Source organism: Paenibacillus allorhizoplanae (genome assembly GCF_927798215.1).
Lineage (GTDB): Bacteria > Bacillota > Bacilli > Paenibacillales > NBRC-103111 > Paenibacillus_E > Paenibacillus_E allorhizoplanae.
Map to the genome: position 1 here is coordinate 280,785 of NZ_CAKMMW010000002.1, position 22,565 is coordinate 303,349.

Annotated in this window: 27 protein-coding genes; 8 read left to right on the top strand and 19 right to left on the bottom strand. The window is 45.9% G+C overall.

Annotation, left to right across the window (positions count from 1 at the left end; genetic code table 11):
* Positions 1-39: 39 nt before the first annotated feature.
* A complete protein-coding gene (locus L6I86_RS03875) occupies positions 40-1,143 on the bottom strand; it encodes a GntR family transcriptional regulator (protein WP_236284788.1) in 1,104 nt (367 codons plus the stop codon).
* Positions 1,144-1,239: 96 nt separating this feature from the next.
* Positions 1,240-2,082: a helix-turn-helix transcriptional regulator gene (locus tag L6I86_RS03880; protein WP_236284789.1), complete on the bottom strand. Its 843-nt coding sequence runs from the start codon at positions 2,080-2,082 to the stop codon at positions 1,240-1,242.
* 111 nt (positions 2,083-2,193) lie between these two features.
* Here L6I86_RS03880 and fabF point away from each other — a divergent pair, with 111 nt between their 5' ends.
* Entirely contained in the window at positions 2,194-3,429 is a 1,236-nt protein-coding gene (gene fabF / locus L6I86_RS03885) for a beta-ketoacyl-ACP synthase II (protein WP_236284792.1), read from the top strand.
* Positions 3,430-3,965: 536 nt separating this feature from the next.
* Here the strand turns inward: fabF and L6I86_RS03890 are convergent.
* From L6I86_RS03890 to hrpB, 3 genes are read right to left on the bottom strand one after another with little or no spacing between them, the layout of a single operon-like run.
* Positions 3,966-4,229: a hypothetical protein gene (locus L6I86_RS03890; protein WP_236284794.1), complete on the bottom strand. Its 264-nt coding sequence runs from the start codon at positions 4,227-4,229 to the stop codon at positions 3,966-3,968.
* On the bottom strand, positions 4,222-4,941 hold the full coding sequence (locus L6I86_RS03895; RefSeq protein ID WP_236284796.1) for a lipase family protein: 720 nt from the start codon (positions 4,939-4,941) through the stop codon (positions 4,222-4,224). The genes L6I86_RS03890 and L6I86_RS03895 overlap by 8 nt, the downstream gene beginning before the upstream one ends.
* 33 nt (positions 4,942-4,974) lie before the next feature.
* The gene (hrpB, locus tag L6I86_RS03900; protein ID WP_236284797.1) at positions 4,975-7,461 is read right to left on the bottom strand and encodes an ATP-dependent helicase HrpB; all 2,487 of its coding nucleotides are present in this window, start codon (positions 7,459-7,461) and stop codon (positions 4,975-4,977) included.
* Between the two features lie 162 nt (positions 7,462-7,623).
* On the opposite strand from hrpB, the gene L6I86_RS03905 reads away from it, so the two are divergent.
* Positions 7,624-7,878, top strand: coding sequence for a YpbS family protein (locus L6I86_RS03905; RefSeq protein WP_056621204.1), 255 nt, complete (start codon positions 7,624-7,626; stop codon positions 7,876-7,878).
* A gap of 14 nt (positions 7,879-7,892) precedes the next feature.
* The gene (locus tag L6I86_RS03910) at positions 7,893-8,057 is read left to right on the top strand and encodes a hypothetical protein (RefSeq protein ID WP_236284798.1); all 165 of its coding nucleotides are present in this window, start codon (positions 7,893-7,895) and stop codon (positions 8,055-8,057) included.
* Between the two features lie 102 nt (positions 8,058-8,159).
* Here L6I86_RS03910 and L6I86_RS03915 read toward each other — a convergent pair whose 3' ends face one another.
* Genes L6I86_RS03915 through L6I86_RS03925 form a run of 3 tightly spaced genes read right to left on the bottom strand, consistent with a single transcriptional unit; the run spans position 8,160 to position 9,418 of the window.
* Positions 8,160-8,807 carry an NUDIX hydrolase gene (locus L6I86_RS03915; RefSeq protein ID WP_236284799.1) on the bottom strand — a complete coding sequence of 216 codons (648 nt, stop codon included), beginning with the start codon at positions 8,805-8,807 and terminating at the stop codon, positions 8,160-8,162.
* Positions 8,808-8,839: 32 nt separating this feature from the next.
* Positions 8,840-9,094, bottom strand: coding sequence for a DUF2164 domain-containing protein (locus L6I86_RS03920; protein WP_236284800.1), 255 nt, complete (start codon positions 9,092-9,094; stop codon positions 8,840-8,842).
* Positions 9,095-9,109: 15 nt separating this feature from the next.
* Positions 9,110-9,418: a Dabb family protein gene (locus L6I86_RS03925; protein WP_236284801.1), complete on the bottom strand. Its 309-nt coding sequence runs from the start codon at positions 9,416-9,418 to the stop codon at positions 9,110-9,112.
* Positions 9,419-9,591: 173 nt separating this feature from the next.
* Between L6I86_RS03925 and L6I86_RS03930 the strand changes: the two genes are divergently transcribed.
* From L6I86_RS03930 to L6I86_RS03940, 3 genes are all read left to right on the top strand, one after another.
* Complete coding sequence (locus L6I86_RS03930) at positions 9,592-9,771, top strand: hypothetical protein (protein ID WP_236284802.1); 180 nt, start codon at positions 9,592-9,594, stop codon at positions 9,769-9,771.
* A 160-nt stretch (positions 9,772-9,931) separates the two neighbouring features.
* Positions 9,932-10,918 (top strand): YpdA family putative bacillithiol disulfide reductase, encoded by a 987-nt coding sequence (locus L6I86_RS03935; RefSeq protein WP_236284804.1) that lies wholly within the window; start codon positions 9,932-9,934, stop codon positions 10,916-10,918.
* A 133-nt stretch (positions 10,919-11,051) separates the two neighbouring features.
* Positions 11,052-11,357: a hypothetical protein gene (locus L6I86_RS03940; protein ID WP_236284805.1), complete on the top strand. Its 306-nt coding sequence runs from the start codon at positions 11,052-11,054 to the stop codon at positions 11,355-11,357.
* A 64-nt stretch (positions 11,358-11,421) separates the two neighbouring features.
* Here L6I86_RS03940 and L6I86_RS03945 read toward each other — a convergent pair whose 3' ends face one another.
* The 11 genes from L6I86_RS03945 to L6I86_RS03995 form a co-directional block, all read right to left on the bottom strand.
* Positions 11,422-11,982, bottom strand: a complete 561-nt coding sequence (locus tag L6I86_RS03945; RefSeq protein WP_236284807.1) for a DNA-3-methyladenine glycosylase I — start codon at positions 11,980-11,982, stop codon at positions 11,422-11,424.
* A 93-nt stretch (positions 11,983-12,075) separates the two neighbouring features.
* Positions 12,076-12,864: a TatD family hydrolase gene (locus L6I86_RS03950; protein ID WP_338113353.1), complete on the bottom strand. Its 789-nt coding sequence runs from the start codon at positions 12,862-12,864 to the stop codon at positions 12,076-12,078.
* A complete protein-coding gene (locus tag L6I86_RS03955; protein ID WP_236284810.1) occupies positions 12,851-13,627 on the bottom strand; it encodes an ABC transporter ATP-binding protein in 777 nt (258 codons plus the stop codon). Before L6I86_RS03955 ends, L6I86_RS03950 begins: the two co-directional genes overlap by 14 nt.
* Positions 13,628-13,646: 19 nt before the next feature.
* Positions 13,647-14,414, bottom strand: coding sequence for an ABC transporter permease (locus tag L6I86_RS03960; RefSeq protein ID WP_056621189.1), 768 nt, complete (start codon positions 14,412-14,414; stop codon positions 13,647-13,649).
* Positions 14,414-14,704, bottom strand: a complete 291-nt coding sequence (locus L6I86_RS03965; protein ID WP_056621187.1) for a thiamine-binding protein — start codon at positions 14,702-14,704, stop codon at positions 14,414-14,416. Before L6I86_RS03965 ends, L6I86_RS03960 begins: the two co-directional genes overlap by 1 nt.
* A 31-nt stretch (positions 14,705-14,735) precedes the next feature.
* Positions 14,736-15,752 (bottom strand): ABC transporter substrate-binding protein, encoded by a 1,017-nt coding sequence (locus L6I86_RS03970; RefSeq protein WP_056621185.1) that lies wholly within the window; start codon positions 15,750-15,752, stop codon positions 14,736-14,738.
* A gap of 288 nt (positions 15,753-16,040) precedes the next feature.
* A complete protein-coding gene (locus tag L6I86_RS03975) occupies positions 16,041-16,448 on the bottom strand; it encodes a VOC family protein (protein WP_276574799.1) in 408 nt (135 codons plus the stop codon).
* 13 nt (positions 16,449-16,461) lie between these two features.
* On the bottom strand, positions 16,462-17,313 hold the full coding sequence (locus L6I86_RS03980; RefSeq protein WP_236284812.1) for a patatin-like phospholipase family protein: 852 nt from the start codon (positions 17,311-17,313) through the stop codon (positions 16,462-16,464).
* A gap of 328 nt (positions 17,314-17,641) precedes the next feature.
* Positions 17,642-19,207 carry a DUF3369 domain-containing protein gene (locus L6I86_RS03985; protein ID WP_236284813.1) on the bottom strand — a complete coding sequence of 522 codons (1,566 nt, stop codon included), beginning with the start codon at positions 19,205-19,207 and terminating at the stop codon, positions 17,642-17,644.
* Positions 19,204-20,742, bottom strand: coding sequence for a sensor histidine kinase (locus tag L6I86_RS03990; RefSeq protein WP_236284814.1), 1,539 nt, complete (start codon positions 20,740-20,742; stop codon positions 19,204-19,206). Before L6I86_RS03990 ends, L6I86_RS03985 begins: the two co-directional genes overlap by 4 nt.
* Positions 20,743-20,750: 8 nt before the next feature.
* Entirely contained in the window at positions 20,751-21,131 is a 381-nt protein-coding gene (locus L6I86_RS03995; RefSeq protein ID WP_236284816.1) for a hypothetical protein, read from the bottom strand.
* A 324-nt stretch (positions 21,132-21,455) separates the two neighbouring features.
* Here L6I86_RS03995 and L6I86_RS04000 point away from each other — a divergent pair, with 324 nt between their 5' ends.
* Positions 21,456-21,773, top strand: coding sequence for a hypothetical protein (locus L6I86_RS04000; protein ID WP_236284818.1), 318 nt, complete (start codon positions 21,456-21,458; stop codon positions 21,771-21,773).
* 111 nt (positions 21,774-21,884) lie between these two features.
* A complete protein-coding gene (gene udk / locus L6I86_RS04005; RefSeq protein ID WP_236284819.1) occupies positions 21,885-22,520 on the top strand; it encodes a uridine kinase in 636 nt (211 codons plus the stop codon).
* The last annotated feature ends 45 nt before the right edge of the window (positions 22,521-22,565 follow it).

The window sequence follows — 22,565 nt, forward strand, 5'->3', positions numbered from 1 at the left end:
GCACTTGTACGTACAAGTTGACTACCCCTATTTTAAAAATTACGGAATACGAATTGTTGACTCTCGGATAACCAGTTCCGGCTTGTACACTTTCCCCGTTTCACTGCCGATTACGCGCTTATTCTCAATCATATCAATTAAAATGCCCGCCGCGTCGCTGCCGAGCTCTGTTTTGGGATGTGAAAGTGACGTCAATTTCACCTCTGTTGCCGTTGCAAGATTCGAGTCATCGAACCCAATTAAAGAGATGTCTTGTGGTACCTGCATGCCAATTGTACGTACAGCTTCAAGGAGATGAATCGCAAGTTCGTCATTGTAGCACACGAAAGCGGTTGGCCGTTCCTCAACTGCACCGTGTCCTAGCATATCGAGCGCACTTCTGTATGGTTTTGTCCGCTTTTCTTCCGTCGTATAATGAATAACGAATTCAGGCAGCAGCGGTATCTGGTAATGATGATGTGCGCGGATAAAGCCTTTTAACCGATTCACACCTTGTAAATCATCTGTTTTGAAAAAGCCCGCCAACCGTCTATGCCCCAGCTGAATCAAATGCTCAGCAGCCTTATATCCACCAACTTCATCATCCACGATCAAGGAAGGACAGTTCATCTCAGGGTATCGTTCGTTTATCATGAGATAAGGAATATGCTGGTAGTCCAATGACAAATAGTAGCTAAGATTGGGGTTTCCCTCCGCACTTTTCGTCGGCTCAATGATAAGTCCACTTAAGGGTTGACTCATCATCATATCCAAGCTTTCCCGTTCTTTCGCTTTGTCGTTATCCGTGGAGGAGAGTAGTAATCTATAGCCTCTCGCCCGTAATGTAGCCTCTGCCCCTCTAACAATATGAGGAAAAATATAGTCAGATATATAGGTCGTTAGGATGCCTATCGTTTGTACATCGCGTGATTTTTGCGTTTGTGGCGTAGAAACGAACGTCCCTTTGCCTTGCATCCGATACAACCAGCCTTCTTTCTCCAATTCGCCAAATGTCTGCCTTACTGTCTGACGACTCATCAGGAACTGTTCAGCTATTTCATTTTCGGATGGCATTTGATCATTCGGTTTAAGCCTTCCTGTATGTAACCAGGATAAAATTTCCTGTTTCAATTGTTGATATTTCGGTAATTGCTTTTCCTTCATGCTTCACCTCAGGGCTTTGATTGTGAACGTATTATACCATCCGTTCAACTTGTATGTACATATTTTATGGAACGACATTGATATGTCAAATAGTTGCTATTCACCCAATTTACTCATCAACAATCTGATCTTCGTATCCGTATCAGAACCGATGGATGGGGTATATACACTGCATCTCAGATCTGTTCTCCCTTGCACTTGCAAGGTCGTTAGATCGAACAACATTTTCCCTACCTTAGCATGTCGAAATTCAATGAAAACTTCAGGCGCAGAGCTGACATCACTCTCGTTCCAAATAGCACGAAAATCTTTGCTCCGCTCACTCAATTCCTCAATAAATTCGCTATACCAGTTATCTCCCACATACTGACCATAATAGGAACGAAACATCGACAAGAAACCTTTGGCGAAGTCGCTCCAATTTACAGCTAATGATTTCAATTCTTTCCGGGTAAAAAGCAGCCATATCATATTCCGCTCCCCCTCTGGGAGTTTAGCAAAGTCAAGAAAGACGGCCGCAGCCGCTTGATTCCAACCAACAATATGACACCGGCGATCCGAAACAATCGTGGGACAGTCATGCAGCTCAGTCAAAATCCGATTCAAAGCCGGGCTTATCGTCGGTATTTGGTCAACAAAAGTCGCTGGCGCTGGTTGTTCTAACGCTAAACTGAACAAATACTGCCGCTCATCCTCATTTAGTTGTAAGGCCATTGCAATGCGATCAAGTACCTGTACGGACATTTTGATGTCTCGCCCTTGTTCCAGCCAGGTATACCACGTCGTACTCACACCAGCAATCGTTGCGACTTCCTCTCGGCGCAAGCCAGGCGTACGGCGCCTGCTACCACCTAATAATCCAACTTCATGCGGCTGGATTCGTGACCGATGTGCCGTTAGAAAGTTAGATAATTCTTGAAGCCTCTCCTTCGTGTTCATGCCAGCTTTCCTCCTCAGCCTAGTATCATAGAAGCCATTATACCAGTATAAACGCTAACTTGTAATAGGATACGTAGTGTGACATTCTAAATGAAAAAGGAGGACGACGCGATGAAACGTGTAGTTATAACAGGAATGGGCGTTATTACGCCAATAGGAAATCAGGTGGATACATTCTGGGGAAATTTGACATCAGGGCAATCTGGTATTTCTAAAATAGAGCATTTCAACACATCGGATTACAAAACGAACTTCGCTGGTGTTGTCCGGGATTTTGATGCCGAAGCCGCTGTTGGACGTCGCGAGGTGCGACGCATGGATCGATATTGCCAGTTCGCCGTTGCGGCAGCTAAGCAAGCCCTCGATGACGCTGCTCTCGTGATTGATGCCTCCAACGAAGAACGTATTGGTGTCTATATCGGCTCTGGCATTGGCGGCATCCAAACCATCTTGGACAACTATCGAACGCTGCTGGCCAGAGGGCCAAGCCGAGTCAGTCCGACCGTTGTTCCGATGATGATCGCCAACATGGCGGCTGCACAGGTTAGCATCTTGTACGGCGTTAAAGGGCCAACCTTGGCTCCCGTTACCGCCTGCGCAACGGGCAATAACGCCATTGGCGAAGCCTTTAAGCTCATCCAACGCGGAGGCGCAGATGCCGTCATTGCCGGCGGCGCCGAAGCGACGGTCACCGACCTCGCGCTCGCGGGCTTCGGCAATGCAACCGCGTTGTCGACGCGCTGCGATGCGCCCGAGCAGGCAAGCCGCCCGTTCGACGCGCAGCGCGACGGATTCGTTGCCGCCGAAGGCGCCGGCGTATTGGTCTTGGAGTCGCTCGAGCATGCGGAGCGACGCGGGGCTCGGATCCATGCCGAAATCGTCGGCTATGGATCCACCTCGGACGCCTACCACATCGTGGCAACCGATCCTGAAGGCTCGGGGGCTTACCGAGCCATGCGCGAAGCGCTGGTTGATGCGGGGATCGACGCGTCGGAGATCAGCACCATCAACGCTCACGCGACGAGCACCGTCGCCGGTGATCTCTCCGAGACGCTGGCCATCAAGCGTCTCCTTGGCCGCGGCGCTTACGACGTGCCAATCAGCGCCAACAAGTCCATGATCGGCCACATGCTAGGCGCCGCAGGCGGTGTCGAGGCCGTCGCTCTGATCAAAACCTTACAGGACGGCCTCATCCCCCCAACCATCAACTTGGACAATCCAGATCCTCAGTGTGATTTGGATTACGTGCCCCATGTGGCGCGGCGTGCGGAGCTTCTGTACGGGCTGTCGAGCTCATTTGGCTTTGGCGGGCATAATGCGGTTTTGATTCTGAAGCGGTTTGGTTGAACGGGGGAACGGCACATCACTTCGATGTTTTGCAAAGTAGGAAATGACAAATTTTAAATAATGTCAGTTGTAAGTTGTCAGTTGGTTGTTTGTAGAAACTTAATACACTTACCGGAGGGCTATCACATCACTGTACTGCAAGAGGGAAATGACATTTTTCAAATAATGTCAGCTGTAAGATGTCAGTTGGCTTTGTGGAGAAACGTAATTCACTTACCGGGAGGCCATCACTTCACTGTTCCGCAAAGTGGGAAATGACATTTTTCAATTAATGTCAGTTGCAAGATGTCAGTTGGCAGTTTTGAAAACGTTGTACCCTCTGAACGTATATCACATCATTTATTCAGATAAAGCGCTGTGACAAAAATCCAATATTGTTAGTTGTAAGTTGCAGCACGTGGTTATAACCTCTGTTTAATAAGTTGGTCAGGTTATAGCCTGGCAGTTTCAGCACCACTAATCACGACGAAAACCCGCGCATAATGCGCGGGTTTCTGTGAATTAGCATTTCCGAAAAAGTTAAGTGTGGGGTTGACTTATTTCGCCAACGTTTCACGTGCTGCGTTCACGAGTAGATCGAAATGCTCATCTTCTTCTAATAATTCCTCTACAGCCTCGATGTCCTCTTCTTTGCCGGATTCACTTAGGAAGTGAAGGGCGTAACTCCAGTCGTTTTTGCCTTTGGTGCTTTGGAGCGTGATTTCGTACGGATGCTCGTGGCCTTCGACTTTAAATTCTACGTGCCCAAGGTAGCCATCTTCTTTGCTGTGTTCCATACTTGCTTTCAAAATTTCAATCATGTTCAACATCCTTTTCAATTGATTGTAGCCATGTCCATATTGCGTTCATGGTGGTTTGTAAGTTTGAAGCATTATCCCATATGTATGGATTGTGATCTCTAAAATAATCAGCATGACTCCCGATAATCGGGAGCATTAACTGGTGAATCGGCGCATGTTTCGCACGGTTCCAGCCGTAAATGCCTAATCGTGTTCGACCCCACCCACCCCATGTTCCCAGTCGAGGAATGGGATCACGGGATTGATTCTGCGGATTCATAGCATGTATGTACAACACTTTGTTTTTTAACAATGCCGGAATTGCACATCTCGGTGAGCCAATTTGGATGACACCTAGGATCTTTTGTCCCTCAAGTGCAAGATATTCCGCCGCCATTATCGAGGCTATAGCACCAGCGCTATGTCCGATAAAGATAAGCTTTTGGCCATGCCCCCTGGTCGCTTTTACGAACTCACGCAAGCTTTTACCACCATAAACGGATTGCTTACGATGCGCGTTATGCCACATATCACGTATGATTTCGGTCAGCTGACCATGCTTGGTTCGGTCCCAATCGCCATATGGAAAATAAACATGTACCTGCACATTTCTGCCTGCTTGCTTATATCGCAATGCAAGTTTTGCCGCAAAGTCATCTAGGAAGTTAGACGCGGTTGCAAATCCAGCTGAAACATATATAACGATGTCTGTGGTATCAGCATGAATTGTCATGACTTGCTCCGTTCCTTTCTCAGATACATGGGTTCAGGTTCTGGGCTTTGCACGGTTCGTCGGAATCGCCGCCATAGGATCATCTGGCCAGTAGTGCTTGGGGTAGCGGCCTTTGAGATCTTTTTTCACTTCGAAGTAGGCTTCGCGCCAGAAGCTAGCCAAATCCTTCGTCACCTGCATCGGCCTTTGTGCTGGAGATAACAAGTGCAATGTGACTGGCACTCTCCCTTTAGCGATACGAGGCGTATCTGCCAATCCAAACATCTCTTGTAAACGTACAGATAGCGTCGGTGATTCCATGTTGCTATAGTCAACGGGAATTTGTGACCCACTCGGCACTTGAATGTGTGTAGGAGCCCATTCGTCTAACGAACGTCGCTGTTCCCATGTTAGCATTTCTTCTAATAGGCTTGTCAAGTTAAGGCGGCTCAAAGCTCCTTTACTTTTCAGTCCATAGAGATGCGGACCTGCCCATTCCTCAAGGGTTGCCAACAAGGTTTCATCCCGAAGATCAGGCCAATTTTCCGTAAAACGATGTAGAAAGATGCTGCGTTCTTGTAGCTGACGCGCATTTCGTGTCCAAGGCAGTACGTCTAAAGATTCCGATCGAATGCCTGCAAGCAATGCCTGTAGGACGAGATCCGGATTGGGTTCCTGAAGCGGCTTATCTTTGAGTGTTAGCGCACCAAGCTGCCACAGTTCTCTTGCACGCACTGACCCTACTGCACTGTCCCATTCCACAACTTGTTCCTTGCGGATGTGGTTTTCAAAAGCAGTGAACAGCTCCTCCTCTTGCAGCGGAGCTGCGAGGTAAATGCGGCTCTCCGTGCCGCTGTCGTCCAGCTCGGCTGCGACGATATATCGCTCGTTCGAGAGCGGTTGCAGCTCCGGCAGCACGGCCCCGCGGCCGTTCGCGAGCGTAAACCGCCCCGCCGACCGTCGCTGCGCGACGCGGTCGGGGAAGGCGAAGGCGAGCAGCAGCCCGCTCGCCGCTGCTTGGCTCACGCTCGGCCGGATGCCGAGCGATTGCATCAAGACCTTGGCCTCCGCCGCGATGCGGCGGCAAAGGACAAGGTCCACACCCTCGCGCGCGTCGCCTCGCAGCGCGCGCCAGAGCTCTTCTATGCGGCTGCGCACATCCGCATCCCTCTCGGCGGCGCGCATGAAATCGCGCTCGCTGAGCATGACCGCGAGCTCGCACGCCAGCGTGCCGAGCTCAAGCGAAATGGCTTGCAGCACCATGTGCGCAAGCCGCGGGTGCAGGCCTAACGCCGCGACACGCTTGCCGTGTGGCGTTAGGCCCCCGTTCTCGTGCAGCGCGCCTAGCTGCACGAGCAGTTCCCTCGCCTGCTGATACGCAGCAGCAGGCGGAGGGTCTAGCCAGACCAGCGCAGCGGGGTCTGGCGCGCCCCAGGCGGCAAGCTCCATCGCCAGCGGGGCGAGATCAGCTTCGCGGATCTCGGGCGTTGAGCTCGGCGGGAGCTGCCGATGCTCGGTCTCGGTCCACAGGCGATAACATACGCCTGGACCGAGACGCCCTGCTCTGCCTCTCCTCTGATCGGCAGAGGCAACGGATACCGGCACCGTCGTCAGTCGAGTCATGCCGGTGCGGGGCGAGAAACGCGGCACACGCATGAGACCGCTGTCAATCACAACCGTGATCCCCTCGACTGTCAAGCTGGTCTCGGCGATCGAGGTGGCGAGCACGATTTTGCGATGACCAGGCGCGCGGACAGCCGACAGCGCTTGGTCTTGATCCTCCAACGAGAGATTCGCATATAAAGGTGCAACATGCACAGCCTCTCCCAATCGCAATGCCGCAAGTCCGTTCGCAACACGATGGATTTCCACCGCACCTGGCAGAAATACGAGTATACTTCCACCGTGCGCTTGCAACGCTTGCCCAATACTTGCGACTACTACAGGTTCTATTTTCCCAACTACTTTCTGTTGCAGATAGTGAGTATCCACGGGGAAAGTTCGGCCTTCACTCTCAATAATCGGCGCATCATCTAACAGTGTAGAAATCGCATTGGCTTCCAAGGTTGCGGACATTAGCAAAATTCTCAAGTCATCCCGAAGCAGGGTTTGGGACTGACGACACAATGCAAGCCCAATATCTGCATGCAGGCTGCGCTCATGAAACTCATCAAATATGACGATGCCAACCCCATCTAAGGCAGGGTCCTGCTGCAGCATACGGGTTAGAACACCTTCTGTAATAACTTCAATGCACGTTTTCGGACCAACACGTGTATCATTTTTCACCCGATAACCAATCGTCTGACCGACTTCCTCGCCTAGCAATTTGGCCATGTAACGCGCTGCTGCGCGGGCTGCCAGTCTTCTTGGCTCGAGCATAAGAATCTTTTGGCCTTGCAGCCACACTGCCTCCAATAACGCCAAAGGAACCTGAGTTGTTTTGCCCGCACCAGGCTGCGCGACTACGATGGCACACGTTCGTTCTTGTAAGGTATGTACGAGTTGTGGAAGTATTGCATTTATGGGTAACACGTTCATGGGGTTCACTCCGAGCTCTCTATCTTATTAATGCCATTAAATGTTAGTGCACTGAATGAAAGATCACGATTTGTTCATCTGTTTTCTGTTTGGAAACCTGTTCCTTCGCTTTTCAATCGTGTATACTAGAAGACAATCTAGTCACTAAAGGAGAACTTTAACATGAATGTACATGAAGCGATTTCCAAACATTCGAATGCACAGCATTTGCATCTCGTTCGATTTGCTGAGCTTGATGCGCAGCGAGAGCACGCCATTGACGCGGCTGTCGATCTGTGCAAACGCGGGCTGCCATTTAACGTTGATGCCATCAACGCGGTTACGGCCCAAATTATCGCCCATGCCCAAAAAGGTATTTCTCCACTCCGTTCCCTTGTTACTGAGGATATGGTTCGTGATTACGTAAACAAAGGGTAAGGAGATACATTTCCATGGGTGTACTAACTTTTATTTCAATGCTTGTCATGGGATCCGCCTTCAGCGCTGGATTCTTGCTCTTGTTTAAGCGAAAAATTGCATGGGGCATCACCTGCATTGGCCTCTCCATCGTGTGTTACATCGCGTATGTCTACGTTGCGAATGCCTATTTCGTCTAAAAGATGCTACGCACTATGAGAACCGATCAGATTGACTGATCGGTTCTTTTTCATTCATGCCTTCATTTCTTTATCTCTTAGCCTCTTCATATCTTAACATCCTCACGCCCAACCAAGCTTCCCCATCTTCTGAAAAAGAAGATCAAAATACGCCGTAGGATGAGGAACCATTTCCTTCAATGAAATCGACCATGCGACATCTGTGTACTCGCCGTTACTTCCCATTTTGAAACCATTCGCCGTAATTTCCACCCGTTCACCACTAACAAGTTGTTTAAAATCCGAGACGCACACAGCGAATAGTCCCGTCACCTCATCCGGCTGGAGCTCATAGCTTCGCAACGCTTGATCGCACCGATAGAGGAATACATGACAGAATTCACGATCGATCAGCGTGTCCGAAATCAGATCCTCTTCCGCAAATACACCACAGGAGATTAAGTCCTCGAAGACTACAGAGAGTCCTAATTCTTCCTCTAACTCTCGTGTCCCCTCTTCGACAGTTTCACCCGCAGCTAGATGCCCTGCACAAGAGATGTCCAGTAAATCTGGGAAGAGATCTTTGTCAGGATGCCTTAGCTGAAGCAGAAGCTTCGGTACGTTCTCTTCCAAGCTGACAATCCAGCATTGGAAGGTCTGATGCCATAGCCCCTTGGCATGAACCTCGGAGCGAGGCGCCACGCCGAGCCAATTCCTTTTTGCATCAAACACATCAAAGTGCTCTTCCGACTTCTTCATTATGTTCCCCACTCCAATCAGGCTCTTACACGAGTCAATGAACATTATCTCCTAGTAAGCTTGGTAACTTTCAACGCGTAGAGATCGTCCTCCAGCACGGTCATTCGGTCTTTGGCACTTTTAATTGCATCCTCAATCGCAAGGTTATAAATCGGAGAGGTTAGCTGCTGAAGCATGTAGTCGATCAATTGCTCTGCTGCAATTTGACCTACCGTTACCCCAAGCTCTACATCTAAATGTTCCTGTAAATCACTAATTAGGGCATCTTTCTCATCCTTGGGCAATTTCAAAACTTTCATCTAAACGTCCTCCTATTACTCGAAAATTTGAAAATCGATTTCCTGGAAGGAGCTAACTTCTTTCATCCAGCGCTCAGCCACATACTGGGTATGTACGGGGTGATTATTATAAGCCTCATAAGCGGCTTGACTTGCAAAAACCATAGAGAATCCGTAGTCATAATCCGCTTTCGCACTCACTTGGCGCAGTACTTCAAATTGCTCAACACCAGGTATTGTTGTTAGCTCTTCCGCACTGATCTTTAGGAATTGCTCGGCATTTGCGTTATTTGCACCTGCGTGCAGCTTGAAAACAACCATATGTTTAATGTTTGACGTATTCATTCGTATTTCTCTCCTTTTCCATACCATCTTCGCTTATTATAGCGGATTTTGCCGAAAGGAACTATATGGACTCTCACTACCCTCTCACGATACCTAAAAAAAAGGGAATATAATCCTCCTCTTTTGAACACATTAACCGAGTACTGTAAATCAGAAGAAAAGGAAGTGCTCCTATGGTCGAAAATAAGAAACATGATGGCAACTATACAGGTACTACGAATACGAATGCGGAAAATCAAGATATGGCTTTTGTAAATGATACGTTGGAAAACGCGCCAAGCACATCTTCCATCAATCTTGCCAAAGACGATATTAGTGAAGAAAATGAAGAAAATCAGCTAAACCAGAAATAGTCGGCTTCATTCTTTTAGAGCAGTCATACCGTTCCTTCCTGGAGCCGGTGGCTGCTCTATTTTCGTTAATTCGACTTATTTTCAAGGGTATTCGAACTTGGCATCTCTTACCTCCTGCGCTACTATAGACTAAGAAGTATGTATTGGAGGAGGTTGCTACGTGGAACAAGTCATTGTTATTGGTGCCGGTCCTTGTGGATTATCGGCAGCTGTTGCCTTAAGGCGCGCTGGTCTGTCGCCATTACTCATAGAGAAAAGCTGTATTGTGAATGCCATTTATTTATACCCTACGTATTTGCAGTTTTTCAGTACACCGGAATTGTTAGAGATCGGCGGCTACTCCTTTACGACCCCGCATGACAAACCTTATCGCCAAGAGGCGCTGGTTTACTATCGTGAAGTCGCTCGCCGTGAGCAACTGCGCATTCGATCTTATGAAGAAGCTGTTCGGATTGAGCAAGTTGAAACTGGCTTCAAGGTACACACGTCCGATCAATTTGGCAATAAAGCGACTTATGATACGCTTAAAGTCGTTGTCGCTACTGGTTATTTCGATCATCCGAACATGCTGGGTATTCCTGGCGAAGAACTTCCCAAAACAACGCATTACTACAAAGAAGCACATCCTTATGCCGGAGCGAAGGTTGCGATCATCGGCGGTAACAATTCAGCCGTGGATGCTGCCATGGATTTGCTCCGCGTTGGTGCTGATGTGACTGTCGTCTATCGAGGGAAAGATTTCTCCGCCAATATTAAACCATGGGTCCGTCCCTTATTTGAAAGCATGGTGAATAAAGGACGCATCCGAATGTGGTTTGACGCTCAGGTAGAACGCATAGACGAACATGCTGTTCATGTGCGAAAAGGAAGCGAACACGTCACTCTGGAGAATGACTTTGTACTTGCCTTAACGGGCTTTCGGCCAGATCGGTTCCTGCTTACGGATATTGGCGTTCAGTTTCATGAAGTAACGAACGCACCATTGGTCAACCCCGAGACCATGGAAACGAACATTCCCGGCTTATATGTTGCAGGTGTGGTCGCTTCTTCCAAATATGATGCGAACGAGATCTTCATTGAAACCGGCCGTTTACACGGACTTTCCATTACAGAACACATCGTTAACAGCCAAAGCCATCAATCTTAGAGATTGGTGGCTTTTTTATGTTAATTCTATGAAAATATTTCCTTTTTTCATAGATTCCTCTTCCATTACGAACACATGTTTGTTATAATAAAAACAAGAACAAATGTTCTAACTAGATGAGGAGGTTGTTAACATGATGAACCCCAGTCACAATTTCCGTTTTATCGAGAGAGATTATTGGTATCAGAAGGCATTGTGTGACACTGACCATCTTTTACCTGCACAGATCGAGGACATGTTGGACGAAGCACACACCTACTATGCCGATTACACGTTTAAGTTTTATGATGACGGATCGGTGACAATCATAGATAACGACACGAACAACCGTATTAAACCTAAGGAACTTACAGGTGCTGTTTATGATTTCTACATTCGCAAACGGATTTATATGATCAAAGCCAATTTAATAGAGAAACAACTCCAACATGCCAATTGAAGCACAATAAGGCCATCTGATTCGGACAATTCGTCCTTCAGATGGCCTTAAGTTTTACTTCAAGTTATTCCTTGTGATAACGGAAGCAAGCTTGGCTATGATCATTGACCATGCCCACTGCCTGCATGTAAGCATAACAAATCGTCGAACCGACGAACTTGAAACCGCGCTTCTTTAAGTCTTTACTCATACGATCTGAAATGTCCGTTTTGGCAGGCAACTGACGACTGTCTTCCCAGTTATTCTTAATGGTTTCGCCACCTACGAAACTCCAAATGTACGAATCAAACGTGCCGAACTCTTGTTGAACCTTCAGAAAGGCCTTCGCATTCTGAACAACGGAAGCTATTTTCAAACGATTGCGCACGATGCCGGGATTTTGGAGTAAATCCTGCAGCTTCGGCTCATCATAATTCACGATCACGTGCGGATCAAAGCCATCGAATGCTTCCCGATAGTTATCTCGCTTCTTCAAAATCGTATACCAACTTAAACCAGCTTGAGCGCCTTCCAAATTCAGCATCTCAAACAAGACGCGATCATCATGCACGGGAACTCCCCACTCATGGTCATGGTAATCTTGATATAAAGGGTCTTCGTTAACCCAACCGCATCGGTTTGTCATGTTATTCTTTCACCTCATCCAAATATCGAACATGTGTTCTATTTCATTATAGATCCAATACGAACACTTGTCCAGTTGGATTTATTCCAGGTCTCATGACAACTGATAAAAGCGATAGGTATTTTGGAGTAAAATAGCTGCCGTATCTTGCACGGTTTTCCCCTTTAGCTCAGCGATTTGTTCAATGACGGCGTGAATCATACGAGGATGAGTTTCATTGCCCGCGAACGGCCCTTCAAATGGCCAAGGACCATCTGTCTCGACCATCATGAGTTCCAAAGGAAAGCTTCGAACAAGAGTTCGTATTTCTTCTTCATAGAGAACATCTGGCGTTATAGATATATAATAACCAGCGCCTATCATACGCTCTACGGTTTCGACAGATCCTTTAAACCAATGGAAATGCGCCCTCTTGAGCCCGTACTTCGCTAGTAGATCACATACAATCTCTGCATCCTCATACACTGCATGAAGTACAACAGGCTTGTCCCACTGGGCCGCCTGCCATAAGAAGCGCTGAAGTAGTTGAATATAAGGTGCTACGTCAAACGGCTTGCCAGCCTCTTCGACTTCGTGTCGTGTGTAATAAGGAAGTCCAATTTCACCCACTGCGATCATGTCACTTACGTGCTCACTCATCCAACCGATTAATGCCTCCAACTGCGTTTCCGTGGGCAGCTCTTGCTCTGGATGAAACCCGTAAGCGGCAAAGATGTGATCTGGAGCAAGTGACTTCAATTGCTTCGTTGCTTTGCAGGAATCCAGATGTCTGGATACCGCGATCAAAGCCTGCACCTGTGAATCTTCCAGCTCTGCAATAATTGCCTTCGCCGACTCTTCGTCGTACATATCGAGATGAATATGCGCATCAATGGCTGACATCATTTGTTTTCTCCTGTCGCAGCAGTCCTTGAATACGCTGTCTTAGTGCTATAAACGCCGTTTCCTGCATGATAGCTTCCTGACGTGGTCTTGCAAATGGCACCTTTAACTCTTCCAAGATACTTGCAGGCTTATTGGAAAGCACATAGATACGATCAGACAGAAAGATTGCTTCCTCGATACTATGAGTGACGAACAAAATAGATCGTTTATTTTGTTCCCAAATGTTAAGGAGCCACGCCTGCATATCCAGCCGTGTTAACGCATCCAAGGAGCCGAAAGGCTCATCTAAGCACATAAGCTCTTGGGGGCTTAACAAGGCTCGCAGAAAAGAAACTCGCTGCTGCATCCCGCCTGATAGTACATGTGGTAGTTCCCGTTCATAGCCGCCTAAACCAACTTTGGGCAGCCATTCTCTGGCTTTGGCGATCGCCGAAGTGCGCGACTCCCCTGCCACTTCCTGCCCAAGTGCAACATTTTCCTCAATGGAGAGCCATGGAAACAACGCCGGTTGCTGAGGCATGTATGAAATAAGTCCTTTTTTACCCGTCACCTTCTCGCCATCTAGCCAAACTTCGCCAGACGTCGGCTGCACGAGCCCACCAATGATATGGAATAAGGTACTCTTACCGCTGCCAGAGGGTCCAATGATGGAAACGAATTCACCTTGCTCAACATGAAGATGAATATCGGCGAGTACGGAAACATGCCCCTTTTTATTTGGGAACACATGGTGAATCCCAGTAAGCTTTAATTTACTCATATTCACAGCTCCTCCTCTCTTACGAAGAACGTTTGACGTTCCAACGAATGATGAGCTTCTCAAGCCCTGCGATTAGCCAGAAAAAGAGCAAACTCAGAATCACGATGATCCCAATTGCCACAAATTCCCGATCCGCACGGAAGGCTGATTTTTGTAGGATCATATAATAGCCAAGCCCCACATTTCCGCCTAACCATTCGGCAATAACAGCTCCCATTACACTATAAGTAGCTGATATTTTGAGTCCCGTGAACAGAAACGGCAGTGCGTGTGGCAGCTCTAATTTATAGAAAATTTGGCGTTTCGATGCACCAATCATTTGCATGTAGTTGTACATGCTGCGATCTGTCTGCATAAAGCCATCTAGCGTTGACATCGTCACAGGGAAGAAACAAACAAGTGAAATCAGTATAAGTTTAGGTAAAAGGCCAAAGCCAAATAAAATAATTAACAGCGGACCCAGAGCGATGACAGGGATATTTTGAGATAAAATGAGCAGCGGATAGAAACCTGCTTTAACGAAAGGAAGCCTATGTAACACGCTGGCAACTAGAACACCACCGATGGCTCCCACACTAAAACCAATGCACATCAAACGAACGGTAGCCCACATATGCATCCACACGCGCGGCATATCTGTCGTACCGTCTCGCCATATTTTCAGCGGGCTCGGAAGCAGCCAATCTGCGGTTCCTCCCCATGTGACAGCAAGCTGCCAAATAAATAACAGAAGGATGACTACCACAAGTGGCGGCCATCCTGCTTTGATCCAGCGATGGATGTTCATTATCTATACTTCTCCGTTAACTTGTCCATCGAGGCGCCCGACGGATTGAAGTAAATTTTCACCTGAGAAATGACGTTCGGGCTACCCATGTCAATCATCGCCGTATTCATATCTTGAATAATGAGAAGGAGTTGATCCAACTCGCCCTCCATCGTCGTTTCAAGCGGTGATACGAAATATTTAACTCCTGACTTTGCAATCACTTCGATTGCACGATCTACGTAAGGAATGACGTCTTCACCATTCACCGTTTTCGGGATAATTTGAATACTAACAAGTGCATTAGCCATAATTGGAATTCTCCTCTTTTCGGATTAGGAATTATTTCGTGCTTCCTGGTAAAAACGTATTCGTGAAGGCAGCATCCACATCCAGCTTTTTCTCTAAGAGCTTGTGATCCAACATCCACGTGGCATAGTTCTCCCACACGGATTTCTTTTGCTCACCCCAACGAGCAGCATCGTCCTGATAGCGTGGGCTTAACCATTTTTGACTAGCAACGACTAGCTTAGGATCCAGATCCGGGACTGCTTTAATCAAAATATTCGCCGCATCTTCCGGTTTCGAAATAGCGAATTGATATCCTTTGGAAGCAGCAGCAACGAACGCTTTAACGATTTCCGGCTTCGAAGAGATCATCTTCTCATTTGTCGCCAATACCGGTGTGTAATAATCCAGTTTATCCGAATATTTGTTCAAATAAATCATGTTTAGCGGCTCACCACGCAATTCCGCATCTACACCCGTCCAAGCATAGTAAATCCATGCGAAATCAATATCTCGTTTGACCGCTGTAAAATAATCCGCATCGCCGATATTGACCATTTTCACTTTCGTCGCATCAGCCTTCTCCGATTGCATCAATGATTCAATCATGGCACTTTCTGAAGGAGCACCCCAACCGCCATATGATTTGTTCTCGAAATCCTTCGGCGTTTTGATATTTTTCGCGACAGGTGAAGCAAAACCAGATGTATTATGTTGAATAACTGCAGCAATAGAGACTAACGGCACTCCTTGAATACGGCCTTGCGTAATGCTTTCTTGATAGCTCACACCAAACTCGGCTGCGCCAGAAGCGATCATCGTATCCGCTCCACCTTCGCCAGGGGCAATGATTTGCACATTTAAGCCCTCTTGCTCAAAAAAACCTTGATCCTTCGCGACATACAGCCCCGTGTGGTTCGTATTCGGCGTCCAGTCTAGGACGACTTTTACGTCAGTTAGCTTTTTCGCTCCTTCTGTCGGTTGAACTGACTTCGCTGAATCATTACCGCAGCCTGCCATTAAGACGGTAAAGCTGACTAAAACAAGTGGTGCAATTTTGTTCCATTTCATACTTGGTTTCCCTCTCCTCTTATCTCTATATAACCATAAGAAAAAGCCCCCGTTATCCGGGAGCGCCATGTGTAGAAAATGAGATGTCCAAACGAAATAAATCGTTGGATGTGCATTTATATGAGATCTCTACGCTGGCATTACCCAGATCAGATAAACGGTTAGTGACAATGACGGTCACAATCTCAGCCTGACTTCTCAAGCTCCCGTGGGTTCTTATTTGGTTAGTCTCTACCATACCGCATGTTTCGACAAAATGCAAACAAATGCTATACAAGTAAAGATATACTATTTCTCAAGGCTCAACTGCCAAGTTACGCCGAAGCGATCCCCTACCCAACCGAATCTTTCACTAAAAGGGTAAGTAGCTAAGCCCATATAGACTTTGCCGTCTTGCGACAGCGTTTCAAATACACGATTAATCTCCTCGACCGTATCGCAAGTCACAAACAAGGATATCGAAGGTGTAAAGGTAAAGGCGTGCTTAACCGGACTGTCACTACACATAATTTGTTGCCCGTGAATAGAGAAGGTCGCTTTCACAACACTTCCTTCAGGTCCAGGTCCTTCAGGACCATAGCGCTCAATACTGACGATCTCAGATTGATCGAATAGCGAGGTATAGAAATTCATAGCTTCCTCAGCACGACCCTCAAACATCAAAAATGGCTTAACTTTCTGTTTTCCTTCGCTCACTACTTACAACCCCCTAGTGTAGTAACCAATCTTTCAATTGCGCTCCAAGCCTCTTCGCATCTTCATAGCCAAGCTCATGCAATTTCTCGAGCTTCCGCGGATCCTTCTCCATTCGTCCAACTTCAACTTTGGTTGAAGGTCGGATAATGATCGCACTTCCATCCGCTTCCATTCGTTCAATCGTTTCTAAGGTGTTATTATAAATTTCGCTGCGATTCACAAGCACATTTACCAGTCCATTATATTTCGGATAAAAGCTCTTCGCCAACCAACGTTGCTTGAACGGCCGTTTACGGTAACCAAGCTCCTTCGTTAATACAATAATATGCTTTTTATTGCCGTCAGCAACCGATTTCTGAACGGGAATCGGATCGACCAAGCCGCCATCAAATAAGGTTCTCCCTTCAAAAAGGATCGGCGTAGCTACAAATGGCAACGAGCTCGAAGCTTGTACGATGGGCATCGTTTGCTGTTGAAGCTGATGTTTCGTGAAATAAATCGGCTCCCCTGTATGTGCATCTGTTGTACCTATTGCAAATTGCTGTGAAGAGGCATAGAACGTGTCATAGTCAAATGGCACAAGCCTGTTCGGCAGCTCATTAAAAATAAAATCCATGCCAAATATGCTTTTACTGCGCAATAAATTTCGATAGCTTAAATAACGATGATCCGCAACATAGTCAATCGTCACTTTCTTATTCCGTCCAGGTTGTTTAGAAATATAAGAAACGGCATTGCACGCTCCTGCTGAAACACCCACCACATAGGGGAAATATAAATCCTGCTCCATAAAGTATTCCAAGACTCCCGCGGTGTATACCCCTCGCATACCTCCGCCTTCCAGTACGAGTCCAATTCCTTCCATGGTGACACCTTCTTTCTGTCTGTCTCAAGCCCCTTTCTAGCATACAGGAATTGTAAATTAAAAGAAACGGGCTTCTTTCTTCGAAAATGAGACAATGACGAAGATTTCATCCTTCTTTCTAAGACAAATTAGGGGAAATCACAGTTCAACCGTATTTTTGCCGAAATTTAACGTGTACGTCAACTTTTCGAACCTTAAATCCTGTACATGTTTATGAATTTGCCAAAAACCCTTGCTCCATAGAACAAGGGGTGACAAGGCTTGAAACAACCGTAGTATGAGAAGGTGATCCGGATCTTATGCCAGAAGGCAGAAATCCTTAAGGTAATTAACGATTTTCTTTATACAATTCCTTGATGACTAGAAACTCGTCGAGGTTGCTTAGAAACAAATCAACAATGACAGGGTCAAAATGCTTACCACTTTCAGATTTCAATAAATCCAGAACACGATCTAATTCCCATGCTTTCTTATATACCCGATCGCTGCACAGTGCATCAAATACGTCTGCTAAGGCTGTTATTCGGCCATATAAGTGAATGTTTTCCCCACTTAGCCCTTGTGGATAACCTGTACCGTCGAATCGTTCATGATGCTGATGAGCAATAATCGCCGCGGCGTGCAATACCTTTTTATTCGAATGCTTGAGCATTTCATAGCCTAAATTAGAATGAGTTTTCATAATTTCGAATTCTTCCGTAGTTAAGGAACCCGGTTTATTAAGTATGGCATCTGGAATCCCAACTTTTCCTACATCATGCATCGGTGTTGCTAATCGAATCGTTTCAGCTTCCTGCTCAGATAAGCCATACTTCAGAGCTAACAGTCGTGAATACTCAGCCACTCGTTTAACGTGATGACCGGTTTCCTGCGAACGCGTTTCCGTGATCTCGCCCATAGTATAAATGATTTCCTGTTGCGTACTCTCAAGCTCGTTGTTCAAATAAATATTCTCAAAAGCAACCGAAACGTTCGCGCAATAAATATCCACGAGGTAATGCTCCCATTCGCTCAGCGCATTAAACCCGTTCATATAAATCACGTTCTCCATCCCCATCTTACTTTGGAAATAGATGATGAAACGATCCGCGCCAAAGCTGCTTCTACGCGTATGGAAAGCCAATTCAATTTCCTCAAGAACATCAGTAGGAACCACATCCCGTGCTCTTGCATCTTGATTCGCCGCATAATCACCGCTAGCTGCAAGAATGTAGATGTCCTCGATCCCCTTCGTCACCGCAAAACTACAATGTATCGCATTCTTATGTAAATTAACGATGGAGGTCATTTGGGTCAGTACGCCTGACGCAAATTTCTTCATGGACTGTAATTCAAACAAAGTCGCCGATGACTTAATAATTTCTTCCAAACCAATTCTACTTTTCTCAATTGTTTTGATATCACGGAAGGAGCGCAATGCCGTAACAACCGTAGTAAACAATTTCTGTGAGGTTAACTCCGTCTTTTCTTTATAATCATTAATATCATAATCCATGATAACCGTGCGCTCAGGCGCCTGTCCTGGCTGTCCAGTTCGCAAAATAATACGTACAGCTTGATTATTCAGTTCTTCACGAATGTATTTAACAATTTGCAAACCTGCGTCTTCGTATTCCATAACAACATCTAATAAAACAAGAGCCGTTTGCGGTTGTTCTTTCAATAGTTGTTTCGCTTCCAAAGCAGAATAGGCACTATGAAACGCCAGTTTTCTGCCGGCAAATTCGAGATCCTGTAACACCATTTTCGTTACTTGGTGTATTTGTTTCTCATCATCGACAATAAGTACGATCCACGGGTCTTGTTCCACAGTCCTTAGATTTGCTGCAACGCTGTCTTCCTCAGCAGCAAAAAGAAGCTCATCCTGATCGACAGACTCCACTTCATTAGTCATATCTCAGCTTCCTCCTCTTTGGGGATTGTAATTGCAAATAAACTGCCCTGTCCTCGTACGCTTGAACATTGAATTGTACCATTTAACGATTCTTTCACAAGGTTATACACGATATTCATCCCTAGGCCTGTCCCGCCTTGACCGCGGCTTGTTGTGAAGAATGGATCAAAAATATGATCCAACACCTCTTCTGACATCCCTTTCCCATCATCGGAATAGGCCAGCATGACATGATCGGGATAGTCTATTACTCGGATACATAAACATCCTTCATCGTCATCAGTATCGTAAGCATGATTCAGAGAATTCATAACTAAATTCGTAATGATTTGAGATAATGCACCTGGGTACGTATACAACTGCAGTTGATCATCGCAGTAAACGTCTAGTTGTATACGTGTTTTCTTAAGTGCAGGCTTCAAACTTGCGATAATCCCCTCCACATATTCTTTGAATAGGAAGGTTCGCTTCATCTCTACACTTTGATCCACTGAAATTTGCTTGAAGCTTTTTACTAAAGAAGAAGCTCGTTCCAAGTTAGATTGGACCATCACTATGCTCTCATGGGAAATGGATAGAAATTGCTCCAAATCAGATTTCTTCATTTTCCCCGCTTCATACAAGGCTTGAAACTCTTTCGCCTTCTGATCCAAGTAACTAATAGCCGTTACACCAATACCAATTGGGGTGTTAATTTCATGCGACACGCCTGCAACTAAATTCCCTAGTGCCCCCATTTTCTCCGAATGTACGAGCTGATCTTGTGTAACTTGCAAGGTATTCAAAGCCTGCTGCAGCTCCTGATACCGTTCATCCAAATTGCTGACCATATCATTAAAAGCCTCAGAAACCTCGGCAATTTCGGGTGAAGCTTTGAATTGCAATTTAGGCAGTTCTCCACCTTGCTTCACAATGACTGCCGCTTCACGCAACCGGCTTAATGGCCGGATAACAATGACTCGCAGAATAAGCCATAATAAAATCGATAATATAATTGCAATACTAAGTCCAACGAACAGAATCAGTTTCGTTCTTTGTTTGAGCAGCATTTCCTCTTCCGATGAGTCGAAAATAACCTCTACTGCCCCGACAACAGAACCATCTTCTTGCAGTGGTGCCGTTAATCGAACGATCGGCCTATCACTCTCGGCAATTGGGATACGATCTACAATTGTCTTATCTTGCTTAGGAATCACGATTTTCGCGGCATTCAGAATCGTTCCTACCTCTTGTCGATTCGAGGAGGCTAAGATTTTTCCTTGTTTGTCATACAGCTTCATATCCAGAACGCGATTATTCTTATATTGTATGTAATCGAAAATCTGCTGGATATCGGAGATCGATCTCGATTCTTCATAACGACCGTTGATTGCAATCGTCATACCGCTGATTTGACTTACATATGCTTCACGGATCGATTGATTCAAGCTGATCGTATCAAACACCATCATCGTCGAGATCATGCCGGCTGTGACCGCTGTTATGAGGAAAACAATACGTTTCTGTAAACTTAATTTCTTTTGACGAAAAGACATCAACACACCTACTTCACATCGAACGTAACTGTTTTGCTAACATCGTAAGGCGTGTGGTCGTTATTATGTAAGGAGATCTTCACTTCATGCGAACCTTTACTTAAATGATCCAATACCTTTTGCTTCGTTGTGACTACGATCTTCTCACCCTTGTCTAACGATATATGAACATGACCTTCACCTTCTACACGTTGTTGATCATAATGTTCCTTCGATAACTTCAGATCCGTTGTCAGATCTAAGGTGACAGTATCATCTTTAACAACGTAAGCGACTTCTAAAGTAGGTGTAAACGTAGGTGTGGTGGACGTTGTCGTTTTGGCTTTCCCACAACCAGAAATTACGATTGTTAATGCTGCTAACAAATACAAACCCTTAAATTTATTCATTTTCATCCCCCATGAAGATGTTTTTATATCTCTATACATGCCCAAAAAACTATCCTCTCTAGCTTAAGAATAATCAGTTAATTTGTCCACTTTTATTTTGGTAACATGTGTAAGAATCCCCCATATCGCGCGAATAATTGATTTATTCAAAATTGTCTGACAATTAATGTCGAATCCAGATGATAACACTCACATTTTGCGCTTACCCAGGAAATAATTTCATTTCCCGAATCCGAATTATTTCCCCAATTTTGGTGCAATGTAGTAAAGTCGCTTTTCATAGCTACTCCCTTGTCTTTACGAACCCTAAGGAGGTTTCCCCCCATGACAGGAACCAATCAGCATCAACAACCGGTTCAGCACGCCATTGACGCCGCTGATCATGCCATTCTTCAGGCGCAAGACGCCCAGCATAAGCTGCAAGTCGCCATAACAGAAGCTAATCCCCATGCGATTCAATCTGCTCAAGCGGCACTTGTTCAAGCAGATCAACAGGTTACGCAAGCCCAAAGACAATTAGCTGAATTTGCTAACGAACAGTTTGGACAGCAAATCAAGCAAACGTTCGAACAGTTAAACCAAGCTGCTCAGGATATTGAAGCTAATCAAGAAAAGTTTCATACGCCAAAGCAGGTTCGGTAACCGCTTTGCCTCCCAAAAGTGATCGATATTCGATCACTTTTTCTTTTTAGGCATACATTATGTTAAACTACGTAAGAAGGTTTTCAAGTTATTTGGGGAGGCACTACTTACATGCTCGTGATTGGAATTGCCGGAGGTACCGGTTCAGGTAAAACTACAGTAGCAAAATCGATTATTACGAAACTCGGATCCACGAACGTGACTTTAATTTCACAAGATAATTATTATCTTCATCATAGCGGACTGACCTTTGAAGAGCGGGAACGCATTAATTATGATCATCCTCGTGCTTTTGAAAATGAATTGCTCCTTCAGCATTTGAATATGTTGAAAAGCGGGCAGCCCGTCGATATTCCCGTCTACGATTTTTCTCAACATGCTCGCTCACAAGAAACGATCCGTATTAATGTAAAACCGATTGTGCTGCTTGAAGGCATTCACGTTCTAACAGATGAGGACCTGCGCGGCGCGTTAAATATTAAAGTGTTCGTGGATACAGACCCTGATGTACGCATCTTACGTCGTCTATCTCGCGATATTAATGAGCGCGGTCGTTCCTTACAATCCGTTTTCGACCAATACTTAACGACAGTTAAACCTATGCATGATGCATTTATCGAACCGTCCAAGAAGTATGCAGACATCATTATTCCTGAAGGCGGAGAAAATCAAATCGGTATCTCGCTGCTTACCATTTTGACAGAACGATATATGACGGATCAAGCTGCAAATTACGAAATCGGCTAGCATTAGAAACAGCAAGAAGCCACCTTCCTTTATCTAGGGAAAGCG